Genomic DNA, 19,394 nt, shown 5'->3' with positions numbered 1-19,394 from the left:
TTTTTTAAAACCCTTTAAAGGTTTTCCGGTGATTCAAGCGGTAGAGGGTAAACAAAATAGACAGAAACAGCAGAGGAGAGGTAATATAAAGCGGCAGCATATGCATCATGCCTAAGATATTCAAGCAGAAAAAAACAGCAATGCACACAATTGAGATCAAAGTAGACATCATGGCGGTCCTCCTCGTCCTTTTTCCTTATAAGGATATGAGTGAATGCACTTCGTTATGTTTTGTGACAAAAATATGAACATTAAGCATAGAGGTTGTCAAAAGTCGACATCTTTTGTTATCATAAGGATGTGAAATTGATCACAAACAAACATTACCCCTTTGTTTGACCGTGAAAAATTTCTCCCATCCCCTTTGTTGTCGTTAAGACATATGAAACCGCGCTTATCCCGGCGCGGTTTCTTTAGTGCTAAAAACAGAACATATGTTTGGTTATGGCGTAAAAAAACAGCCTCAAGCATATGCACGCCTGCGGCTATTTTTCACATGATTGATATTCATCAGAATAAGTGCTGAGAGACTTCCAAAACATTCCGTGTTTGGCTTCCACTTTGGCAACCTTTTTAGCAAACGCCAGTTTTTTCATTTCTTTTTCTACCTCTTCAAGGCTCAGGTCATATACAAGAGCAATTTCCTTCGAGGCAACGAAGCGGAAATATTCAATAAAACATTCTAAAGGCGGTGTTTCCGACGGCTTCGGCTCGTCGCCAAGCATCTCAAATAAAATTTCTTCATATACATCATATGAGTAGCTGCCAGGAACTTTAAGCCCTTCATCCTCATGCTGCGTATTAAAAAACGTCAGTGTCGGATTAACAGAAACATCCATCTCAGCAGCAATTTTCATGTCACATTGAAGCGCCTTGACCGCACTTTGAGAATGCAGATCTTTTTTGAATTCTTCAAGATCGAGACTTGTATTTTCAGCAATCTCCAAAAGCACGTTTTCATCCGTAATATTTTTCTTTGAAACAAATAGGCTCTCCTGCATATTTCTGAGAAATTGCATGCCGGCTTTTCGTCCTTGCAATTCGGCTGCTTTAAAAGCGAGAGCAGCCATATAAGGCGATGAAAGCGGCTGATCCTGTTCGAACCAGACATTGCCGTCACATGACATGCCAGAGCGGCTCGCGATCTTTTCCCATGCTTCTGCGAGAAGATGCTTTTTTCGCTTTTTATTTAAAGCGGTAAGGCTTGCGGAAGCGATAATGCGTAAGGTGAAAAAACGTCCGTATCTGATTTTCAGCTTTTTGATGACGGGCTCTAAGGACCAGCATTCAGGACATAAAGGGTCTACAAACATATAAATTTCAAGCGGTTTTTTTGGATGACCGTGGCAATGGGCGAAGTATAGCTCATGCTGATAGTTTGTCAAGATGATCGATCCTCCGCTTCCGTTTGATTCACCATATGCCTTGCTGTCAACTCCAGCCGGCCAAACAAAAACTCACGAATTTCGCCCTCCAGCCCTACATGGTCCATTGCGTCCTTCATACAGCTGAGCCACGCATCAGCTCTCTCGTTTGTAATTGGAAAGGGAAGATGCCTTGCTCTGAGCATAGGATGGCCGTGCTCCTCAGTATAAAGCGGAGGCCCGCCTAAATACTGAGTTAAGAATTGCTTCTGTTTCCTAGCGGTTTCTGTCAAATCGCTAGGAAAAATCGGCTTCAGCAAAGGATGAGACGCGACACGCTCATAAAAAGTATCAACAAGTTGCGATAGAAGTTCTTCTCCAATCGCTTCATAAGGTGCGTTAAACGATTGTCCCATGTTGACTACTCCTTTAAATATGGCTAATAGGAATCATAAATCCTATTGCAAAAAGTAATTTTCTGTATTTCATTGTTTCATCTAGATTTATTTTAGCAACAAGGCATCATTTCTACAAACAAACTGCCTTTTATGCGTTTGATGACTCATTTCGGCTGACAGCCGGGGTTTGTATTTCATATCATATCACATAAAAATCAGGAATGCGTAAGATTTCACTTCGCAAAAAAACCAGAGGGAAAGAGCACCTCTGGTTACGCGTAATAAGCTGAAGTTATTTTTTTTACATAGTTTTGCGTTTCTTGGAAAGGAGGAATGCCTCCGTATCGGTCAACATTCCCCGGTCCGGCGTTGTAAGCCGCTAATGCCATAGACACATTGCCGTCGTATTTATCCAGCATTTGTTTTAAATATTTCGTTCCGCCCTCCACATTTTGCTGCGGATCAAGCGGATTGGAAACGCCAAGTGAGCTTGCTGTTGACGGCATCAGCTGCATGAGGCCCATCGCACCTGCTCCGCTGACCGCTTTTGCATTAAAGCCTGATTCCTGTTTGATGACGGAACGGATCAGTTTTTCATCAACGCCATATTTATCAGCGGCTTTTTTAATCGCACTGTCAATAGAGAAGTCTCCCGAACTGATCTGATTTGCTTCATGTTTGTTTGAAGCTGAATCTGCAGCAGCTGTTTCAGTGCTTTCTGCCGCTTTTGTGACTGAACCTGAATTGCTGCTCGTATATGAGTTAAGCCCATACGCTGAAAGCAGTGACGGCGTTGTTGTATTCGCGCTGTTCAGCATGCTGAGCGGGCTTGGCGATGAAGAAGGTGCTGATTGCTGAGATGTCAGACCGTTTGTATATTGGCTGAGCAAAGAGCTAAAACTTGAAAGCGGGCTTTCCGTATTCTGAGTGTCCGAGCTGCTGCGTGCATTAGATATGGACTGTAGTGCCTGAAGCTGAAGTAAAGCTGCCCAATTCGTTACATTCACGATGTCATTCCACCTTATATAGACTTTCGTTTTTCTTCATAAAAACGCAGAATTTTATTTTTGGTTTCGCGCTGAGGAATGCTGAATTGCTGAAGCAGCTTTTCGAAGGCTTGTCTGCCCTCATACCAATCCGCCGCCTCAAATTCAATTTCATAGTCCTCTTTATTTAAATATCGGCTGTGGTCTAAAACTATTAAGCCTTTTTCTGTTTCTTTTTCCGCACGGTTTGTTGCTAAAGATCCAAAGTATTGAATGGCATCCGTATCGATCTGAAGCTTGTGCAGCTGGTCCTTCACGGGGCCCTCGGGAACTGAAAATCCAGCGAGATCTGATATCTCTGAAAGCTGCTGGTGCGTTTCCAGAAGCCCCACATCAGCCGGCTCCTTTAATGTAAGGACATACTTTCCGTTTTTTCTGCGGATACGAAGCGCAGCATGTTTTTGTTTCAGCGCGAAGCTGTCTGTATCAAAATAATGATTCTTTTGATCTGTAAAATCTTTTTCTGTCAGTTGGAGTGCCGATGCTATGTTTTTGAATTCTTGTTTGGTCAGCATATTTTTAAATTCGATTTCAATCTCTTGGCTCATGATGCTCTTCCTTTCCGCCCTGTAAATCTTATTTTTACTATTATCTCTTTAGATGTTAGGTTTATCAATATCGAGCTCGATATGATAAAATGAATCTGTACTTTGTTTAAAAAAGGAGAGCATTATGCAAAACAGAATCGAAATTTTGAATGCAACATTATCGGATGATCAGCTTCGCCTTGCCTGTCAGACAGAAGGAAACGAAGCGGAACGCAAGCCGTCAGGTCAAATGCTTGTTGATTCTGACCACTTTGCTTTTGTATACATACTTGAATTAGCTGATTCTTTTGAATATGTCATTATAAAGGAACATGTATGGCCAGAACTGAAGCAGGCCCATGCACAAAAAACACCGGTTGTTTTAGAGGCAGGAGACCAAACAATTGAACTGGCAGGCCTGCATGAGGAGCTGGAATATCTTTTAGAAAATATAAAAGATAATGCAAACTATGGAGAAGAAATGGAAGAAAAAGTGAAACGCGTGTTTTTATAGAAACTGGTTCGGAATTGGGGGATGTATGATGGATGACAAACAATGGGAGCGTTTTTTAGTGCCGTATCGCCAGGCTGTCGAAGAGTTGAAAGTGAAGCTCAAGGGGATCCGCACACTATATGAATACGAGGACGACCATTCACCGATCGAATTTGTGACCGGACGCGTCAAGCCTGTGGCCAGCATACTTGAAAAAGCGAGACGGAAAAGCATACCGCTGCATGAAATTGAAACCATGCAGGACATTGCTGGCCTTAGAATCATGTGCCAATTTGTCGATGACATCCAAATCGTAAAAGAGATGCTTTTTGCCAGAAAAGATTTCACCGTTGTGGATCAGAGGGATTATATTGCGGAACATAAAGAGAGCGGATACCGATCATACCATCTTGTTGTGCTGTACCCTTTGCAGACGGTATCCGGAGAAAAGCATGTTCTCGTAGAAATACAGATCCGTACACTGGCGATGAATTTTTGGGCGACCATTGAGCATTCATTGAATTATAAATACAGCGGAAACATTCCTGAAAAAGTAAAACTAAGGCTTCAGCGCGCTTCTGAAGCGGCTTCCCGGCTTGATGAAGAGATGTCGGAGATCAGGGGTGAAGTACAGGAAGCTCAAGCTGCCTTTTCAAGAAAGAAAAAAGGAAGCGAGCAACAATAGGTAAAGGGGAAGAAGAGCATGAAATTTGCCGTATCATCAAAAGGAGATCAAGTTTCTGATACGCTGAAAAGCAAAATACAGGCGTATTTATTGGATTTTGATATGGAACTGGATGAAAATGAACCGGAAATCGTTATTTCAGTCGGAGGCGACGGAACGCTTTTGTATGCTTTTCACAGATACAGCGACCGCTTGGACAAAACAGCATTTGTCGGCGTTCACACAGGTCATCTGGGTTTTTATGCCGACTGGGTTCCTCATGAAATTGAAAAACTTGTTCTTGCCATCGCGAAAACGCCGTATCATACAGTCGAATATCCGCTTCTCGAAGTCATTGTGACCTATCACGAAAACGAGCGGGAAGAAAGATACTTAGCTTTGAATGAATGTACGATTAAAAGCATCGAAGGAAGCCTTGTTGCTGATGTGGAAATCAAAGGGCAGCTCTTTGAAACCTTCCGGGGCGACGGCCTCTGCCTGTCAACTCCATCAGGCAGCACAGCCTACAATAAGGCGCTGGGCGGAGCGATTATCCATCCGTCTATCAGGGCGATCCAGCTTGCGGAAATGGCTTCAATTAATAACCGCGTGTTCCGTACGGTGGGGTCACCTCTGCTTCTCCCATCCCATCATGATTGCATGATTAAGCCGAGAAACGAAGTTGACTTTCAAGTGACGATTGACCACTTAACCCTTCTCCATAAGGATGTAAAGTCGATCCGCTGCCAAGTTGCATCCGAAAAAGTGCGGTTTGCGAGATTCCGTCCGTTTCCATTTTGGAAAAGAGTCCAGGATTCGTTTATTGGAAAAGGTGAATAGAAAGAGGACATATCGTGGAGCATTTTTTTATCAGAAAGAACATTACTTCCGCTGAGGACGGGATGACTGTAAAGGAATATGCCAGTGAACTGGGAATTTCAAAACGTCTGCTGACCGATATTAAGTTTGGCGGGGGCGACCTGCAGATTAACGGTGAGCATGTGACGGTCAAATACGTTTTGAAAGAGGGAGATCTTCTTATCGTGAAGTTTCCTGAGGAGCAGGTGAGCGAGACGCTGTTGGCAGAGCCTGTTCCGCTCGATATCCTTTATGAGGATGAACATGTGCTTGTGATAAACAAGCAGCCGTATGTGTCATCAATCCCTTCGAGAGAGCACCCCTCCGGCAGCATTGCCAATGGAATTATTGATCATTATCAAACAACCGGAGTGAGGGCGACAGTTCATCTTGTCACCCGGTTAGACCGGGATACATCAGGTGTCATGCTTGTTGCCAAGCATCGATTTGCCCACTCCATTTTATCGTCTGCGCAAAAAAACGGCCTTGTGAAACGCCGGTATGCGGCAGTGGTTCACGGGCGGATGGCACAGATGGAGGGAACAGTCGATGCTCCGATTGGCAGACATCCTGACAGTATAATTGAACGGACGGTAACGCCAGACGGCCAGAAGGCTGTTACGCATTTTTACGTCACATGTGCAAATGACGATATGACCTCGGTGACGTTGCAGCTTGAGACTGGACGAACCCATCAAATTCGTGTTCATATGAGTTATCTCGGGCACCCGTTGTGCGGCGATACACTGTACGGCGGAACGAGACAGGAAATTGGCCGGCAGGCTCTGCACAGCGAGCATCTTTCGTTTATCCATCCGCTGACACAGGAGAACATGACGTTTCATGCTCCACTGCCTCAGGATATGAGAAAACTGATAAAAGGAGAGAATCATTGATTCTCTCCTTTTTTATATGGGGCGAAATCTTGATTCGTCGTAAGGCAGGGAGCTTGGAACAGAGACGGTTTCTATTTCTGGAAAGCGAAAGCCTGTCAGTTGATTTCCGAACACGCAGCCTGTATCAATGTTGATGGTGCGATTGACCTTCCGAGGCTCTTTCACAGGTGTATGACCGTATACCACCCAAGCCTTTCCGTTATAGGCTGCCGCCCAATCACGTCTGACGGGTCTGCCGTCCGGATATGTTTCACCCGTCACGTCACCGTAAAGCACAAAGTCCTTCACTCTCCGGGTATATTTGCCGATATCGTCAGCTCTTATGCCAGCATGGGCGACAACTAATTCTCCATTATGTAAGATGTCGTAAAGCGGCGCTGTTTCGTACAGCTTCATAAACTGTTCGCTGACTGATTTTCTCTCATCTTTAGAAAGTTCCTCAAGCTCTGCCGCTGTTGTTTCGAGACCATGCATCACTTTTACGGGATTTCCTTTTAAGTAACGATATAATTTATTGCAATGGTTTCCCGGGACATAACGCACAGCGCCTTTTTCGTAAGCGCCGGCTACAAATCGGATGACCTCTATCGATTTGGGCCCTCTGTCAGTTAAATCTCCGGCAAAAACAAGCACCCTGCCTTCTTCATGGATAGGTACTCCATTTTTGATTGTATAGCCAAGCTTTTGGATTAATGCAGTCATTTCGTCATAGCAGCCATGAATATCGCTGATGATATCGTAAGCCATGCGGTATCCTCCTTACCGATTGTTTTATTTATTATGAAGCAAAGTGTTGTGAGTCATCACAAGCTTTTATGTGCAAATTATAGAAGAAGAATCATTTTCTAAACAGGATTAAGACCTTATCACTTTATTTTTCATCATCACCCTTGTTAAAATCGCGTTATGTTTTTTAAAAATGAGGTTTTGTTCTCTGAGTGAGAACTAGCATAACCCTGACTTAAAAAGGAGGTTCTGATTATGGCGCATACATCTGTCGCATCTTTAGTTGTTGTACTTATCGTTGCATTTTTGACACCCATCCTTTTGCATCGGTTTAAACTCAGCATCCCGGTTGTTGTTGCTGAAATCATTATGGGGCTGATTATTGGGAAAAGCGGCCTTAATTTAGTTGTGGAGGGTGACACCTGGCTCCAGACACTCTCTATGCTCGGATTTATCTTTTTAATGTTTTTAAGCGGGCTTGAAATTGATTTTTCGTCGTTTGAGAAAGGAAAGAAAAAGCAGTTCCTGCCGAATGGCAAGGAAGCGCCGAATACGTTTGCTGCGGCATCTGTTATTTTCGTCGGTATTTTTATTTTATCATTGCTCTTGTCCTATGGGTTCGTCTTGGCCGGATTTATCCAAAATGCATTTTTGATGACCCTGATTATTTCAACGATTTCATTAGGCGTTGTCGTTCCAACATTAAAAGAAGAACGGATCATGAATTCGAATATCGGGCAGATTATTTTACTTGTTGCTGTCATTGCTGATTTGGCCACGATGATTCTTCTTGCTGTTTTTTCTTCTTTATACGGAGAGGACAGCGGAAACATGTGGCTCCTGATGATTCTGTTTGCGGCCGGAGTGGTGCTTTACTTTTTCGGCCGGGTCTTCAAACATCGCTCTTTTGTTCAATCCATGTCAAAAGGGACGATCCAGATCGGGACGCGTGCCATTTTTACGTTAATCATTGTACTCGTTGCCCTGTCTGAATCACTTGGGGCGGAAAATATTCTCGGCGCTTTCTTAGCGGGGGTTCTTGTTTCCCTGCTTTCGCCAAACAAAGAACTTGTTCAGCAGCTGGACTCATTCGGTTATGGGTTCTTAATACCGATTTTCTTCGTGATGGTCGGTGTGAAGCTTGATATTTGGACTCTTTTCCAGGATAAAACAATTTTAATCATGATTCCGCTCCTGCTGCTGGCGCTGTTAGTCAGCAAAATCATTCCTGTCATGTACCTAAAGAAGTGGTATGATAACCGAACCATTTTCGCGTCTGGTTTCCTGCTGACATCAACGCTTTCGCTCGTGATTGCCGCTGCAACAATCGGCCAGCAGCTTCACGTGATCAGTGCAAATATGTCAGGAGCGCTAATTTTAGTAGCTGTCATTGCAAGTATTTTTACGCCGATCTGTTTTAAAAAATTATACAAACGGGAAGAGCAGCCGGAGGAGAAAAAGACGATTACGTTCATTGGCGCCAATCAAATGACTTTGCCTGTTACACTTGAATTGCCAGAGGAAGAGTATGACGTGCGTGTTGTACACGTCTACCAAGAGAATGCGGAGGAAAAGCTGTCAGAATCAGTGTTTGCTGTTGAAACAATTTCTGACTATGAACACGAGACGCTTGAATCACTCGGCATTTTTGAAACGGATATCCTCGTTGTGGCGACAGGAAATGAAGATATGAATGCAGACATTGCATTACTTGCAAAAGAAAAAGGCACAGAAAGAGTCATTGCAAGCGTAGGATCACCGGAGCATGAAGCAGCTCTGAAGGAGCAGGGAATCAGCATCTTTTCTATTCTGCTGTCGACAAAAACGCTGCTTCGCGCACTGATTGAAGCGCCTGGCGTCATGAAGCTGCTCACGAACCAAGAGTCTTCGCTGTATCAAATTAATATGGAGAACAGTAAATATGATGGTGTCATTTTACGGGAATTCCCTTTAACAGGTGACGTCATCTTTGTCAGGGTCTTCAGAGGTGTGGACAGCATCGTTCCTCATGGGGATACAAGGCTGAAACTTGGAGACCGTTTAATTGTCACCGGATCTCGGGGGTACGTAACGGATCTTAAGAAAACATTGGAAGGATAAATCTTGACCAAATAAGGATTCGTGTTAATATAGAGGTGCAGAACAATTCAATATGTATTCGTTTAACCACTAGGGGTGTCCTTCATAAGGGCTGAGATAAAAGTGTGACTTTTAGACCCTCATAACTTGAACAGGTTCAGACCTGCGTAGGGAAGTGGAGCGGTATTTGTGTTATTTTACTATGCCAATTCCAAACCACTTTTCCTTGCGGGAAAGTGGTTTTTTTATTTTCAGAGGGGGAATGATTTGTGAAGTTTTCAGAAGAATGCCGCAGTGCAGCCGCAGAATGGTGGGAGGGGAGCTTTGTCCATCCGTTCGTTCAAGGAATCGGTGACGGAACGCTTCCGATTGACCGTTTTAAATACTACGTACTTCAGGATTCCTATTATTTAACGCATTTTGCAAAGGTGCAGTCATTTGGCGCCGCTTATGCGAAGGACCTTTATACAACGGGGCGGATGGCAAGCCATGCCCAAGGTACATATGAGGCGGAAATGGCGCTTCATCGGGAGTTTGCCGAGCTGTTGGAAATCAGCGAGGAAGAGCGTAAGGCGTTTAAGCCGTCTCCTACTGCGTACTCTTATACATCCCATATGTACCGTTCGGTTTTGAGCGGGAATTTCGCTGAAATCTTAGCGGCCCTGCTGCCATGCTATTGGCTCTATTACGAGGTTGGTGAGAAATTGCTGCATTGTGATCCGGGGCATCCAATTTATCAGAAGTGGATTGGCACATATGGCGGTGATTGGTTTAGACAACAGGTCGAGGAGCAAATCAACCGCTTTAATGAGCTGGCGGAAAACAGCACGGAGGAAGTGCGTGCCAAGATGAAAGAGAATTTTGTCATCTCCAGCTACTATGAATATCAATTTTGGGGAATGGCCTATCGAAAAGAAGGCTGGTCTGACAGCGCCATAAAAGAGGTGGAGGAATGTGGAGCTTCACGCCATAACGGATGACAGCAAGCCGGTAGAAGAGCTAGCGAGAATCATCATTACGATTCAGAATGAAGTTGATTTTATTCATATTCGGGAACGCTCAAAATCGGCGGCGGATATTTTGAAACTGCTCGAGCTTATTTTTGAAGGCGGTATAGATAAACGAAAACTGGTGATGAACGGGCGCGTGGATATTGCGCTTTTCTCTACTATTCACCGCGTGCAGCTGCCAAGCGGCAGCTTTTCACCAAAGCAGGTCAGAGCCAGATTTCCACACCTTCATATCGGGAGGTCGGTGCATTCACTGGAGGAAGCGGTTCAAGCAGAAAAGGAAGACGCGGACTACGTGCTGTTCGGCCATGTGTTTGAAACGGATTGCAAAAAGGGTCTTGAAGGCAGAGGAGTATCTTTGCTGTCAGATATCAAACAGCGGATTTCCATCCCGGTTATAGCCATCGGGGGGTTGACGCCGGACAGGTTAAGAGACGTAAAACAAGCAGGGGCAGACGGCATTGCTGTTATGTCAGGAATTTTCTCTTCCGCTGAGCCCTTGGAAGCAGCCAGACGATATTCCCGCAAGCTAAAGGAGATGCGCTATGAAAAGGCATTATGAAGCAGTGGTGATTGGAGGCGGAATTATCGGTTCCGCGATTGCTTATCATTTGGCAAAGGAAAACAAAAGCACCGCATTGTTTGAAAGCGGAACAATGGGCGGCAGAACGACAAGTGCCGCCGCCGGTATGCTGGGCGCCCATGCCGAATGCGAGGAACGTGACGCGTTTTTTGATTTCGCCATGCACAGTCAGCGTCTGTACAAAGGTCTTGGAGAAGAGCTTTATGCATTATCTGGTGTGGATATCAGGCAGCATAACGGCGGTATGTTTAAGCTTGCATTTTCTGAAGAAGATGTGCTGCAGCTGAGACAGATGGACGATTTGGACTCTGTCAGCTGGTATTCAAAAGAAGAGGTGTTAGAAAAAGAGCCGTATGCGTCTGGTGACATCTTTGGTGCATCTTTTATTCAGGAGGATGTGCATGTGGAGCCTTATTTTGTTTGCAAGGCATATGTGAAAGCAGCAAAAATGCTTGGGGCGGAGATTTTTGAGCATACGCCTGTCCTGCATGTCGAACGTGACGGTGAAGCCCTGTCCATCAAGACCCCTAGCGGAGACGTATGGGCTAATCATGTTGTCGTTGCCAGCGGAGTGTGGAGCGGGATGTTTTTTAAACAGCTCGGACTGAACAATGCTTTTCTCCCTGTAAAAGGGGAGTGCCTGTCCGTTTGGAATGATGATATCCCGCTGACAAAAACGCTTTACCATGATCACTGCTATATCGTACCGAGAAAAAGCGGCAAACTGGTTGTCGGCGCGACAATGAAGCCGGGAGACTGGAGTGAAACACCGGATCTTGGCGGATTGGAATCGGTTATGAAAAAAGCAAAAACGATGCTGCCAGCTATACAGAATATGAAGGTGGATCGTTTTTGGGCGGGACTCCGGCCGGGAACAAAGGATGGAAAACCGTACATCGGCAGACATCCTGAGGACAGCCGTTTTTTATTTGCGGCGGGCCATTTCAGAAATGGGATCCTGCTTGCTCCCGCAACGGGCGCTTTGATCAGTGACCTCATCATGAATAAAGAGGTCAACCAAGACTGGCTGCACGCATTCCGAATTGATCGCAAGGAGGCGATTCAGATATGATCCTACAGCTGAACGGTAAAGACGTGAAGTGGGAAAAAGACACAGGTACAATTCAAGACCTGCTGGCGTCTTATCAGCTTGAAAATAAAATTGTTATCGTGGAAAGAAATAAAGAAATAATCGGGAAAGAACGCTATCACGAGGTTGAGCTTTGTGATCGTGATGTCATTGAAATTGTCCATTTTGTAGGAGGCGGATGAGCATGTTAACAATTGGCGGAAAATCATTTCAATCAAGATTGCTGCTGGGCACGGGGAAATACCCATCGTTTGACATTCAAAAGGAAGCAGTAGCTGTTTCCGAGTCTGATATTTTAACATTTGCTGTGCGGAGAATGAACATCTTTGAAGCATCTCAGCCGAATTTTCTGGAACAGCTTGATTTATCCAAATATACGCTTTTGCCGAATACAGCGGGCGCCAGCACTGCTGAAGAAGCGGTTCGGATTGCAAGGCTGGCGAAAGCGTCAGGCCTTTGTGACATGATTAAAGTTGAAGTCATCGGATGCAGCCGTTCCTTGCTGCCTGACCCTGTTGAGACATTAAAAGCGTCTGAACAGCTTCTTGAAGAAGGCTTTATTGTGCTCCCGTACACGTCGGATGACGTTGTGCTGGCGAGAAAGCTGGAAGAGCTCGGCGTTCATGCCATCATGCCGGGTGCATCTCCGATTGGATCAGGACAAGGAATCTTAAATCCTTTGAATCTGTCGTTTATTATTGAACAGGCGAAAGTGCCGGTCATCGTGGATGCTGGAATCGGCTCGCCTAAAGATGCGGCATACGCAATGGAGCTTGGAGCGGATGGCGTACTGCTCAATACGGCTGTATCGGGAGCTGACGATCCTGTGAAAATGGCTCGTGCCATGAAGCTCGCGGTGGAAGCAGGACGCCTTTCTTATGAGGCGGGCCGAATCCCGCTTAAGCAATACGGAACGGCAAGCAGTCCGGGAGAAGGTCTTCCTGTATGACGGGCAGGTATTCAAGGCAGGAGCTGTTTGCTCCGATCGGCCCATCCGGCCAGAAAAAATTGAAAGAAGCGCGCGCCGTGATTATCGGCGCCGGCGCGCTCGGAACAGCCAGTGCAGAAATGCTGGTGAGAGCGGGAGTCGGCTCTGTGAAAATTGCCGACAGAGATTATGTTGAATGGAGCAACCTCCAGCGCCAGCAACTTTATACAGAAGATGATGTCAAAAAAGAAATGCCGAAAGCAGCCGCTGCGGAGCGCCGTCTCCGTTCGATTAACAGCGATGTTGATGTGACCGGCCTTGTCATGGATGTGACAGCAGAAAATATCTTCGAGCTGGTTAGGGATGCATCGATTATTGTGGATGCGGCTGATAATTTTGAAACCCGCCTGATCGTAAATGATGCTGCGGTAAAGGAAGGGATTCCTTTTCTTTACGGTGCCTGTGTAGGGAGCTACGGCCTCACCTTTACCGTGGTGCCGGGTTCTACTCCTTGCCTGCATTGCTTGCTCGATACACTTCCGGTTGGCGGAGCAACATGTGACACAGCCGGCATCATCAGTCCGGCTGTTTTGCAGGTAGCAGTCTTTCAGGTAACAGATGCACTGAAGCTGCTGACGGGAGAGGAGTGCGAGCCGGTGCTGCGCTCCTTTGATTTGTGGAAAAACGAGCGGTCAGAAGTGAGAGCGGCCAGTCTCAAACATGACGCATGCCCAAGCTGCGGCACAAAGGATTTTCCGTTTTTATCTTATGAAAATCAAACAAAAGCGGCTGTATTGTGCGGCAGGAACACGGTGCAGATCAGATCATCTATTACGAAAGAAGCGGATCTTGAAGCGCTTGCCGGTCAGCTGAGGCAGGCCGGGCTTGAAGTAGCTGCGAACCCGTATTTAATTTCCTGCCGCTCGGATGATATGAAAATGGTGCTGTTCCGGGACGGCAGAGCTTTGATCCATGGAACAAATGATATTGCCCGGGCAAAATCCATTTATCATAAATGGATCGGGTAATAAAAGGAGTGTAGTGTAATGAGTATATATAAAGCATTGACAATCGCCGGATCAGATTCAGGCGGCGGCGCAGGGATACAGGCTGATATTAAAACCTTTCAGGAGCTTGATGTATTCGGAATGTCTGCGATTACAGCGGTAACCGCACAAAATACGCTTGGCGTTCATGGGGTGCATCCGCTGACTGTAGAGGCGTTGAGACAGCAAATTGACGCTGTTGCTGAGGATTTGAGACCGGATGCAGTCAAAACGGGAATGCTCTGGAATGCCGACATGATTGAAGAAGTGGCAAGAAAAATTGACGAGTACGGATTCAATCGTGTAATTGTTGATCCGGTTATGATCGCAAAGGGCGGGGCATCCTTGCTGCGTGATGAGTCAGTTGCCACCTTAAAGGAGTTGCTCATTCCAAGAAGCTACGCGATTACGCCGAATGTCCCGGAAGCAGAAACGCTGACAGGAATGACAATCAGCTCGCTGGATGACCGGAAAAAAGCAGCGGAGCAGCTCGTCAAGATGGGTGCGCAGCATGTCATTATCAAAGGCGGGCACCAGCCTGAGGACAATCACATTACTGACCTTCTTTTTGATGGCAGCATGTTTATGCAAATCACCCATCCTTATATCAATACGAAGCATACGCATGGCACAGGCTGCACCTTTGCTGCGGCTTTAACGGCCCAAACGGCTAAAGGAGACAGCATCCATCAGGCATTTGAGGTTGCGGCCAACTTTGTCCGTGAAGCGGTGGAAAATACGCTCGGCATCGGATCGGGACACGGGCCGACAAACCATTTCGCTTTTAAACGAAACAGCTTAAATACAAGCCGATGAGATCACCAGCTGATGGTGATCTCTTTTGCGTTTGCTACGGTATGCGCTTTTCATCTGGACAAGGTTATGATATGATAGGAATTAAGATCAGGTACTAATACTATGTCTTTATTAAATATAGGAGGCTTTATACATATGAATTTTTCACTTGAAGGCCGCAACATTGTTGTGATGGGGGTAGCCAACAAACGCAGCATCGCCTGGGGCATTGCGCGTTCTTTACATGAAGCGGGTGCACGTTTGATTTTCACATACGCTGGTGAACGCCTGGAGAAATCCGTTCACGAGCTTGCCGGAACATTAGACCGCAACGATTCCATCATCCTCCCTTGCGATGTTACAAACGACGCAGAAATCGAAACTTGCTTCGCAAGCATTAAGGAGCAGGTCGGTGTAATCCACGGTATCGCGCATTGTATCGCGTTTGCCAACAAAGAAGAGCTTGTCGGCGAATACTTAAACACAAATCGTGACGGCTTCCTTTTGGCTCATAACATCAGCTCATATTCTCTGACTGCTGTTGTCAAAGCGGCACGTCCGATGATGACTGAAGGCGGAAGCATTGTCACTTTGACGTACCTTGGCGGAGAGCTTGTGATGCCAAACTACAACGTCATGGGTGTAGCAAAAGCTTCTCTTGATGCAAGTGTGAAATATTTAGCTGCTGACTTAGGAAAAGAAAATATCCGCGTCAACAGCATTTCTGCCGGCCCGATCAGAACATTATCTGCTAAAGGCATCAGCGATTTCAACTCTATCTTAAAAGACATCGAAGAGCGTGCACCGCTTCGCCGCACGACAACACCTGAAGAAGTGGGCGATACAGCTGCGTTCTTGTTCAGCGATATGTCCCGCGGGATTACAGGTGAAAATCTTCACGTTGATTCTGGTTTCCATATCACTGCCCGCTAAGCAGGATCTATATCAAGCAATCCCGAATAGGGATTGCTTTTTTATTTCTTCTGATTTTCAGCTTTCTGTCATATAGATAGAATATGACACAATCGGAGGGATGAAGATGTCTAATAAGAAAAGAAACGCGGATAAAAAACCGCTCATGTATATTGTTCAGCCGGATTATGCAGAAACTACAAGGTCATCCATGCAGGAGATTGTCATCAAAAGAAAGGCCGACAAACCCGCTCCGCCAAAAGCTGAGGAAAAGCCGGCTTACCATGAGAAGCAGCAGGAGGAAGCCGTGGCACAGGATGTCCTGCAAGAAGACCAAAAGCCTGCAGCCGAACCAGTGAGTCAGCAAACACAAGAGGCGAGAGAGCCAGAGAACATAAAAAGCCAAGAGGAACAGAAGGCAGAGCCGCAGGCCGTAGAAGAAACCGTTGAACACGAGCCCCCGAAAGCAGAAAAAAAGGAAGAGCCTGCACTTGAGGCCCGGAAGCCTGAGAAAGAACCGGAAGCTGTCCATAGTGCTGATAAAGCGGAGGAAAAAGCACCGCCGGCACGAAAAGTGAAAAAACCGATGAGCAAGATGACGATCCACGAAAAAATTGATTTTTTAACAAAGCTGCCTCATAACATGCCGAGAGCGCTCTGTTTGATTGAAGCCAATGGAAGAACGTACAGGGGCGTAATTGTCGGAAGAAGAAATGATTCCGTCCTGCTTCGAACAACCGGAAACGGAGCCCCAACCGAACTGGCAATCGATGATATTACCTCTTTGCACCCGCTCGGTTTTTAACGGAAAAGAAAAAAGCTGCCCGGCTGATGTTGCCGGACAGCTTTTTTTACATAGAGAAAAGCCTGCAGGCCTGCAAGCTTTTCCAGCTTATGATTAATGATGATGTGTACGATTGATTAATCGAGGATTTAAGCAGTTGATTGCGCAGAAGCAGTCTAAATCAACTTCAATACAGTAGTTCGTTTTTTCGAGTCGGAACACTTCACACACCGTATCTTTATCGGTGAAGTCCAAAATGTGTTTGTGTTCGTCAAATGCGATTAATAATGACAGTGTTGCGCAGCTTCCATGCACTCTTTCGACCCTGAAAAATACTGTATTAAAGCAAGGGCCGTTATCGAGTTCGCCGACATTTCCGAAGGCGACTAATGGCGTTGATTTTGATGTAAATATTGCAAAAGGCACTGTGTCGCCTAACGAATGGCTTACAGATAAAAGCTTAGAGTGGCAGCCGGTCGGGCAGTCTTCTTCAACAGCGTTTTGCAGATCTTCAATATTTTCTACAGCTTCACGCACGCAGCTTGATGTTTTCTGGCTCATATTATCCCTCCTGCCTTATAAATTTGAGACTGGCGAAATGATGGAGAGTCAGCTGCCTCACGCTGGAAGCAGCTGAATGATTTGCACCTGTAATAGAGTTTGGAAGGGGATTCCTCTTTACAAGTGTTTATCCATTGTGATGATGCTTTTTATCTTTGTGAGGCGATGTTCTGTCAACTAGCTCTGGTGACAGGCACTGAATCGCGCAGAAGCATCCGAGATCCACTTCAATGCAGAAATCTGTTTTTTCTAGCCCGAAGAAATCCGGGTCGCAAGGGTGGCAAACACTTAAGGTATCGCCTTTGACATCGACCGGGCGTAAAATAGAAAGTGTTGCACAGCAATCGCATAATTTTTCGACGCGGAAGAAAATGGATTCAAAGCATTGCATATCATCCACAAATCCCCCTACGTTTCCGAATGTGGAGAACAATCCGCCTTTTTTATCAAAAACGAGAAACGGAATTGTGTCTTTTCCAGCAATCGTAGGGTTTAAAAGGTTGGTATAGCAGCCAGTCGGACACTGTTCTTCAACTGCCTCCTGCTCTGCTAAAATCTTTTCCACTGCATCGCATACACAGTTCTCATGCCGGCCATGGGTTTTTCCGCAGCTCATTGATTTCAGCTCCTTCTTTATAGGGTATTTGACTTTAGTCCTTAACAACATATGTACCCGTGCCCCACTTGGTGTGGGTGAACGTCTATATATTCATCATATGCTTGGAAAATAAGAAAAAGCAGAGCGTTTTTAGCTCTGCTTTTAGAGTTAGAGGATTCCAACTGCGATAATTGTAGCGGCAAGTGTCTGTGTCAGTGTTTGGATCGATAGTGCAATATCTGTATCGGTTGTTGTGACATTAACATTTCTAGAGTTTTCAATCACTAGTTTTTGACGGTTTGACTGCTTGTTAACAGATTGTTGCACTAAGTCTTGGATGACTTGATCTGCTAAATCACCGTCTGCTATTGATAAGTTTACAATTGTAATGACAGCAGTTTGGAGGGCGGCTTGAATGGATGCAGCAACTTGAGTGTCAGTAGACGTAACATCAATGTCGCAAGAATCTCTAACGATAATCATTTCTTCAGATGTTTGTTTGTTAAGGCTTAGCTGATCAAAATCTTGAAATGCGTTAGCATCTTCTCCTCCAGAACAAACGTCATGACAAACCGCTTCTCTTTTATAGCCGCTACCCGGGTGTGTACATGAATTATCTAGGGCAACCCATGAGTAAGGTCTTGATTCCATTTGTTTTCCTCCTTTCGTTTACTTTAGTAGATGATGACAGTTCATATTTTGTATAAGCAAATATCATGGTTTTAGATACCTATTTTAAATATTATCGTTTTTTCTTTGACGTACGCGATCTCTCAGTGTTGTTCGACGTCTTTTTTGCGGCGCTGCTTCTTGTTCTGCTTTTTCAGCATCTGCCTTTTTCTTATTGACTCTTTCAACAAATTCGTTAGCCTGTTTTTGAAGGTCATTTACCATTGTAATAATCGCTTGTTTTTGAGCTTCTGATAAGTTGCGTTTTTTATCTTCTGTTACATTGTTTTTGTTCAGTACATCTGAAACAAGAAGTTTCGTTAGGGGGTCGATATTTGCTTCTAGTTCTTCTTTGTTTTTTTGCAGTGCATCTTTTTCTTCGGACATGTTATTCACCTCGACTTCTATAAAATTAGAAAGAAAGGGCTACAGAATGTCAGCTTCTGTTATAAGAGCGATTAATGTTTGGGTTAAGAGCTGAACGGATGCCATGATGTCTGTAGCTGATAAAGTGATTGTGATATTATAGCAGTTTATAATTTTGATTTTTACTTTCTTTCGGCTATGTGCTGTAGAGCGTGCTATCAGATCACTCGCAACAATGTCTGCTATATCGCTATCGCTGATAAGAAGCTGGGTTGTAACAGTGATTAAAGCTGAAACTGCTGATTGCAATGAAAGTGCAAATGTGGTGTCTGATTTATGAATCGTAATCTTTTCAGAATCAATAATTTCTATATAATTATCATGTTCTTCAGCCAGTTCTTTAAACATTTTTGAGTAGAGTGTGTCAACATTTTCTTGGACAGACATAACCTTCACTCCTTTCTTATCCATACTCTATATAATGCAAATGGGGTGCAGAGCGGAATAATAAAAATAACCAATTTTCTGCCGGACAAGATACAATTCATGAAGAATAGGGTTTTGGCATATATGTGAAGGGATCATGATTGGCAAAGGAGTGAACGAGTGGTTATAAATGGGCTGACAATTGTTCTTCTATCGCTTGCGGTCTTTCGGCTCGCCCGCCTGCTGGTGTTTGACACGATTATGGCGCCGCTTCGCAGTCTGTTTCATGAAGAGAAGGAAGAAAAGGATGCGGACGGGAACATTGAAACCTATATCGTGATTAAGGGAACCGGTGTCAGGGCGTTTATTGGTGAATTGCTGAGCTGCTATTGGTGCACAGGCGTGTGGTGCGCCGGCTTTTTGATTTTATGCCAGGCGTTGATCCCGCAAGCGGCGCAGTGGCTGATTTTACTTTTGGCGATCGCCGGCCTTGCCGGCATCATAGAAACGCTCGTATCAAAATGGCTGCAAGAATAAGGCGTTACTACCAGCAACTTTCTGTCAGAATACGCATA

Annotated in this window: 26 protein-coding genes and 1 riboswitch; of the genes, 15 read left to right on the top strand and 11 right to left on the bottom strand. The window is 45.1% G+C overall.

The window, feature by feature from the left end:
* Positions 1-4: 4 nt before the first annotated feature.
* The 5 genes from NYE22_RS16015 to NYE22_RS15995 all read right to left on the bottom strand — a co-directional run bounded on the left by NYE22_RS16015 (position 5) and on the right by NYE22_RS15995 (position 3,356).
* Complete coding sequence (locus NYE22_RS16015) at positions 5-172, bottom strand: hypothetical protein (protein WP_003244944.1); 168 nt, start codon at positions 170-172, stop codon at positions 5-7.
* 313 nt (positions 173-485) lie between these two features.
* A complete protein-coding gene (spxH, locus tag NYE22_RS16010; protein ID WP_003245184.1) occupies positions 486-1,385 on the bottom strand; it encodes a protease adaptor protein SpxH in 900 nt (299 codons plus the stop codon).
* Positions 1,382-1,780, bottom strand: coding sequence for a group 2 truncated hemoglobin YjbI (locus NYE22_RS16005; protein ID WP_003232928.1), 399 nt, complete (start codon positions 1,778-1,780; stop codon positions 1,382-1,384). The genes spxH and NYE22_RS16005 overlap by 4 nt, the downstream gene beginning before the upstream one ends.
* Positions 1,781-2,034: 254 nt before the next feature.
* Complete coding sequence (gene cwlQ, locus NYE22_RS16000; RefSeq protein ID WP_342411969.1) at positions 2,035-2,769, bottom strand: bifunctional muramidase/murein lytic transglycosylase; 735 nt, start codon at positions 2,767-2,769, stop codon at positions 2,035-2,037.
* A 14-nt stretch (positions 2,770-2,783) separates the two neighbouring features.
* Positions 2,784-3,356 (bottom strand): CYTH domain-containing protein, encoded by a 573-nt coding sequence (locus NYE22_RS15995; RefSeq protein ID WP_342411968.1) that lies wholly within the window; start codon positions 3,354-3,356, stop codon positions 2,784-2,786.
* A 124-nt stretch (positions 3,357-3,480) separates the two neighbouring features.
* Between NYE22_RS15995 and NYE22_RS15990 the strand changes: the two genes are divergently transcribed.
* The 4 genes from NYE22_RS15990 to NYE22_RS15975 are packed head-to-tail and all read left to right on the top strand — an operon-like array spanning position 3,481 to position 6,246.
* Entirely contained in the window at positions 3,481-3,849 is a 369-nt protein-coding gene (locus NYE22_RS15990) for a hypothetical protein (protein ID WP_021479543.1), read from the top strand.
* A 28-nt stretch (positions 3,850-3,877) separates the two neighbouring features.
* Positions 3,878-4,513 (top strand): GTP diphosphokinase, encoded by a 636-nt coding sequence (yjbM, locus tag NYE22_RS15985; protein WP_003245294.1) that lies wholly within the window; start codon positions 3,878-3,880, stop codon positions 4,511-4,513.
* 18 nt (positions 4,514-4,531) lie between these two features.
* On the top strand, positions 4,532-5,332 hold the full coding sequence (locus NYE22_RS15980; RefSeq protein ID WP_003232918.1) for an NAD kinase: 801 nt from the start codon (positions 4,532-4,534) through the stop codon (positions 5,330-5,332).
* 14 nt (positions 5,333-5,346) lie between these two features.
* Positions 5,347-6,246, top strand: a complete 900-nt coding sequence (locus NYE22_RS15975) for an RluA family pseudouridine synthase (RefSeq protein ID WP_021479542.1) — start codon at positions 5,347-5,349, stop codon at positions 6,244-6,246.
* A 12-nt stretch (positions 6,247-6,258) separates the two neighbouring features.
* On the opposite strand, the gene prpE is transcribed toward NYE22_RS15975, so the two are convergent.
* A complete protein-coding gene (prpE, locus tag NYE22_RS15970) occupies positions 6,259-6,993 on the bottom strand; it encodes a bis(5'-nucleosyl)-tetraphosphatase PrpE (protein WP_077670622.1) in 735 nt (244 codons plus the stop codon).
* Between the two features lie 234 nt (positions 6,994-7,227).
* Between prpE and NYE22_RS15965 the strand changes: the two genes are divergently transcribed.
* From NYE22_RS15965 to cotO, 10 genes are all read left to right on the top strand, one after another.
* On the top strand, positions 7,228-9,072 hold the full coding sequence (locus tag NYE22_RS15965) for a monovalent cation:proton antiporter family protein (protein ID WP_342411967.1): 1,845 nt from the start codon (positions 7,228-7,230) through the stop codon (positions 9,070-9,072).
* Positions 9,073-9,133: 61 nt separating this feature from the next.
* Positions 9,134-9,242, top strand: a riboswitch (TPP riboswitch).
* A 78-nt stretch (positions 9,243-9,320) separates the two neighbouring features.
* The gene (gene tenA / locus NYE22_RS15960) at positions 9,321-10,031 is read left to right on the top strand and encodes a thiaminase II (RefSeq protein WP_049140728.1); all 711 of its coding nucleotides are present in this window, start codon (positions 9,321-9,323) and stop codon (positions 10,029-10,031) included.
* Entirely contained in the window at positions 10,006-10,623 is a 618-nt protein-coding gene (gene tenI, locus NYE22_RS15955; protein WP_049140729.1) for a thiazole tautomerase TenI, read from the top strand. The genes tenA and tenI overlap by 26 nt, the downstream gene beginning before the upstream one ends.
* The gene (thiO, locus tag NYE22_RS15950; protein ID WP_342411966.1) at positions 10,607-11,716 is read left to right on the top strand and encodes a glycine oxidase ThiO; all 1,110 of its coding nucleotides are present in this window, start codon (positions 10,607-10,609) and stop codon (positions 11,714-11,716) included. The genes tenI and thiO overlap by 17 nt, the downstream gene beginning before the upstream one ends.
* Positions 11,716-11,916 (top strand): sulfur carrier protein ThiS, encoded by a 201-nt coding sequence (gene thiS, locus NYE22_RS15945; protein ID WP_072173897.1) that lies wholly within the window; start codon positions 11,716-11,718, stop codon positions 11,914-11,916. The genes thiO and thiS overlap by 1 nt, the downstream gene beginning before the upstream one ends.
* The gene (thiG, locus tag NYE22_RS15940) at positions 11,913-12,683 is read left to right on the top strand and encodes a thiazole synthase (protein ID WP_010886483.1); all 771 of its coding nucleotides are present in this window, start codon (positions 11,913-11,915) and stop codon (positions 12,681-12,683) included. The genes thiS and thiG overlap by 4 nt, the downstream gene beginning before the upstream one ends.
* Positions 12,680-13,690 carry a thiazole biosynthesis adenylyltransferase ThiF gene (gene thiF, locus NYE22_RS15935; RefSeq protein WP_064671240.1) on the top strand — a complete coding sequence of 337 codons (1,011 nt, stop codon included), beginning with the start codon at positions 12,680-12,682 and terminating at the stop codon, positions 13,688-13,690. The genes thiG and thiF overlap by 4 nt, the downstream gene beginning before the upstream one ends.
* Before the next feature lie 18 nt (positions 13,691-13,708).
* Positions 13,709-14,524, top strand: a complete 816-nt coding sequence (gene thiD / locus NYE22_RS15930; protein WP_014479462.1) for a bifunctional hydroxymethylpyrimidine kinase/phosphomethylpyrimidine kinase — start codon at positions 13,709-13,711, stop codon at positions 14,522-14,524.
* A 135-nt stretch (positions 14,525-14,659) separates the two neighbouring features.
* Positions 14,660-15,436 carry an enoyl-ACP reductase FabI gene (fabI, locus tag NYE22_RS15925; protein WP_003232896.1) on the top strand — a complete coding sequence of 259 codons (777 nt, stop codon included), beginning with the start codon at positions 14,660-14,662 and terminating at the stop codon, positions 15,434-15,436.
* 100 nt (positions 15,437-15,536) lie between these two features.
* Positions 15,537-16,220 carry a spore coat protein CotO gene (cotO, locus tag NYE22_RS15920; protein WP_010886484.1) on the top strand — a complete coding sequence of 228 codons (684 nt, stop codon included), beginning with the start codon at positions 15,537-15,539 and terminating at the stop codon, positions 16,218-16,220.
* A 93-nt stretch (positions 16,221-16,313) separates the two neighbouring features.
* Here the strand turns inward: cotO and cotZ are convergent, their stop codons facing one another.
* The 5 genes from cotZ to NYE22_RS15895 all read right to left on the bottom strand — a co-directional run bounded on the left by cotZ (position 16,314) and on the right by NYE22_RS15895 (position 18,840).
* Positions 16,314-16,760 carry a spore coat protein CotZ gene (cotZ, locus tag NYE22_RS15915; RefSeq protein WP_003244982.1) on the bottom strand — a complete coding sequence of 149 codons (447 nt, stop codon included), beginning with the start codon at positions 16,758-16,760 and terminating at the stop codon, positions 16,314-16,316.
* A 127-nt stretch (positions 16,761-16,887) separates the two neighbouring features.
* On the bottom strand, positions 16,888-17,376 hold the full coding sequence (cotY, locus tag NYE22_RS15910; RefSeq protein WP_003239243.1) for a spore coat protein CotY: 489 nt from the start codon (positions 17,374-17,376) through the stop codon (positions 16,888-16,890).
* Positions 17,377-17,526: 150 nt separating this feature from the next.
* Positions 17,527-18,009, bottom strand: a complete 483-nt coding sequence (locus NYE22_RS15905) for a spore coat protein (protein WP_014479466.1) — start codon at positions 18,007-18,009, stop codon at positions 17,527-17,529.
* Positions 18,010-18,093: 84 nt separating this feature from the next.
* On the bottom strand, positions 18,094-18,414 hold the full coding sequence (locus NYE22_RS15900; RefSeq protein ID WP_014479467.1) for a hypothetical protein: 321 nt from the start codon (positions 18,412-18,414) through the stop codon (positions 18,094-18,096).
* 39 nt (positions 18,415-18,453) lie between these two features.
* Positions 18,454-18,840 carry a spore coat protein gene (locus NYE22_RS15895; RefSeq protein ID WP_014479468.1) on the bottom strand — a complete coding sequence of 129 codons (387 nt, stop codon included), beginning with the start codon at positions 18,838-18,840 and terminating at the stop codon, positions 18,454-18,456.
* Between the two features lie 159 nt (positions 18,841-18,999).
* Here NYE22_RS15895 and yjcA point away from each other — a divergent pair, with 159 nt between their 5' ends.
* Complete coding sequence (gene yjcA / locus NYE22_RS15890; RefSeq protein ID WP_014476457.1) at positions 19,000-19,356, top strand: sporulation protein YjcA; 357 nt, start codon at positions 19,000-19,002, stop codon at positions 19,354-19,356.
* Positions 19,357-19,394 lie beyond the last annotated feature (38 nt).

It is taken from the genome of Bacillus sp. FSL K6-1560 (assembly GCF_038592935.1).
Lineage (GTDB): Bacteria > Bacillota > Bacilli > Bacillales > Bacillaceae > Bacillus > Bacillus subtilis.
This window is presented reverse-complemented; position numbering and strand designations above follow the sequence as displayed.

Coding starts and splice junctions, on each gene's coding strand:
- thiD (WP_014479462.1), top strand. CDS start 13,709: ATGAGTATATATAAAGCATTGACAATCGCCGGATCAGATTCAGGCGGC.
- NYE22_RS16015 (WP_003244944.1), bottom strand. CDS start 172: ATGATGTCTACTTTGATCTCAATTGTGTGCATTGCTGTTTTTTTCTGC.
- NYE22_RS15900 (WP_014479467.1), bottom strand. CDS start 18,414: ATGTCCGAAGAAAAAGATGCACTGCAAAAAAACAAAGAAGAACTAGAA.
- thiO (WP_342411966.1), top strand. CDS start 10,607: ATGAAAAGGCATTATGAAGCAGTGGTGATTGGAGGCGGAATTATCGGT.
- NYE22_RS15965 (WP_342411967.1), top strand. CDS start 7,228: ATGGCGCATACATCTGTCGCATCTTTAGTTGTTGTACTTATCGTTGCA.
- NYE22_RS15905 (WP_014479466.1), bottom strand. CDS start 18,009: ATGGAATCAAGACCTTACTCATGGGTTGCCCTAGATAATTCATGTACA.
- cotZ (WP_003244982.1), bottom strand. CDS start 16,760: ATGAGCCAGAAAACATCAAGCTGCGTGCGTGAAGCTGTAGAAAATATT.
- yjbM (WP_003245294.1), top strand. CDS start 3,878: ATGGATGACAAACAATGGGAGCGTTTTTTAGTGCCGTATCGCCAGGCT.
- cotY (WP_003239243.1), bottom strand. CDS start 17,376: ATGAGCTGCGGAAAAACCCATGGCCGGCATGAGAACTGTGTATGCGAT.
- thiG (WP_010886483.1), top strand. CDS start 11,913: ATGAGCATGTTAACAATTGGCGGAAAATCATTTCAATCAAGATTGCTG.
- fabI (WP_003232896.1), top strand. CDS start 14,660: ATGAATTTTTCACTTGAAGGCCGCAACATTGTTGTGATGGGGGTAGCC.
- NYE22_RS15980 (WP_003232918.1), top strand. CDS start 4,532: ATGAAATTTGCCGTATCATCAAAAGGAGATCAAGTTTCTGATACGCTG.
- prpE (WP_077670622.1), bottom strand. CDS start 6,993: ATGGCTTACGATATCATCAGCGATATTCATGGCTGCTATGACGAAATG.
- cotO (WP_010886484.1), top strand. CDS start 15,537: ATGAAGATGTCTAATAAGAAAAGAAACGCGGATAAAAAACCGCTCATG.
- NYE22_RS15995 (WP_342411968.1), bottom strand. CDS start 3,356: ATGAGCCAAGAGATTGAAATCGAATTTAAAAATATGCTGACCAAACAA.
- NYE22_RS16005 (WP_003232928.1), bottom strand. CDS start 1,780: ATGGGACAATCGTTTAACGCACCTTATGAAGCGATTGGAGAAGAACTT.
- NYE22_RS15895 (WP_014479468.1), bottom strand. CDS start 18,840: ATGTCTGTCCAAGAAAATGTTGACACACTCTACTCAAAAATGTTTAAA.
- thiF (WP_064671240.1), top strand. CDS start 12,680: ATGACGGGCAGGTATTCAAGGCAGGAGCTGTTTGCTCCGATCGGCCCA.
- NYE22_RS15990 (WP_021479543.1), top strand. CDS start 3,481: ATGCAAAACAGAATCGAAATTTTGAATGCAACATTATCGGATGATCAG.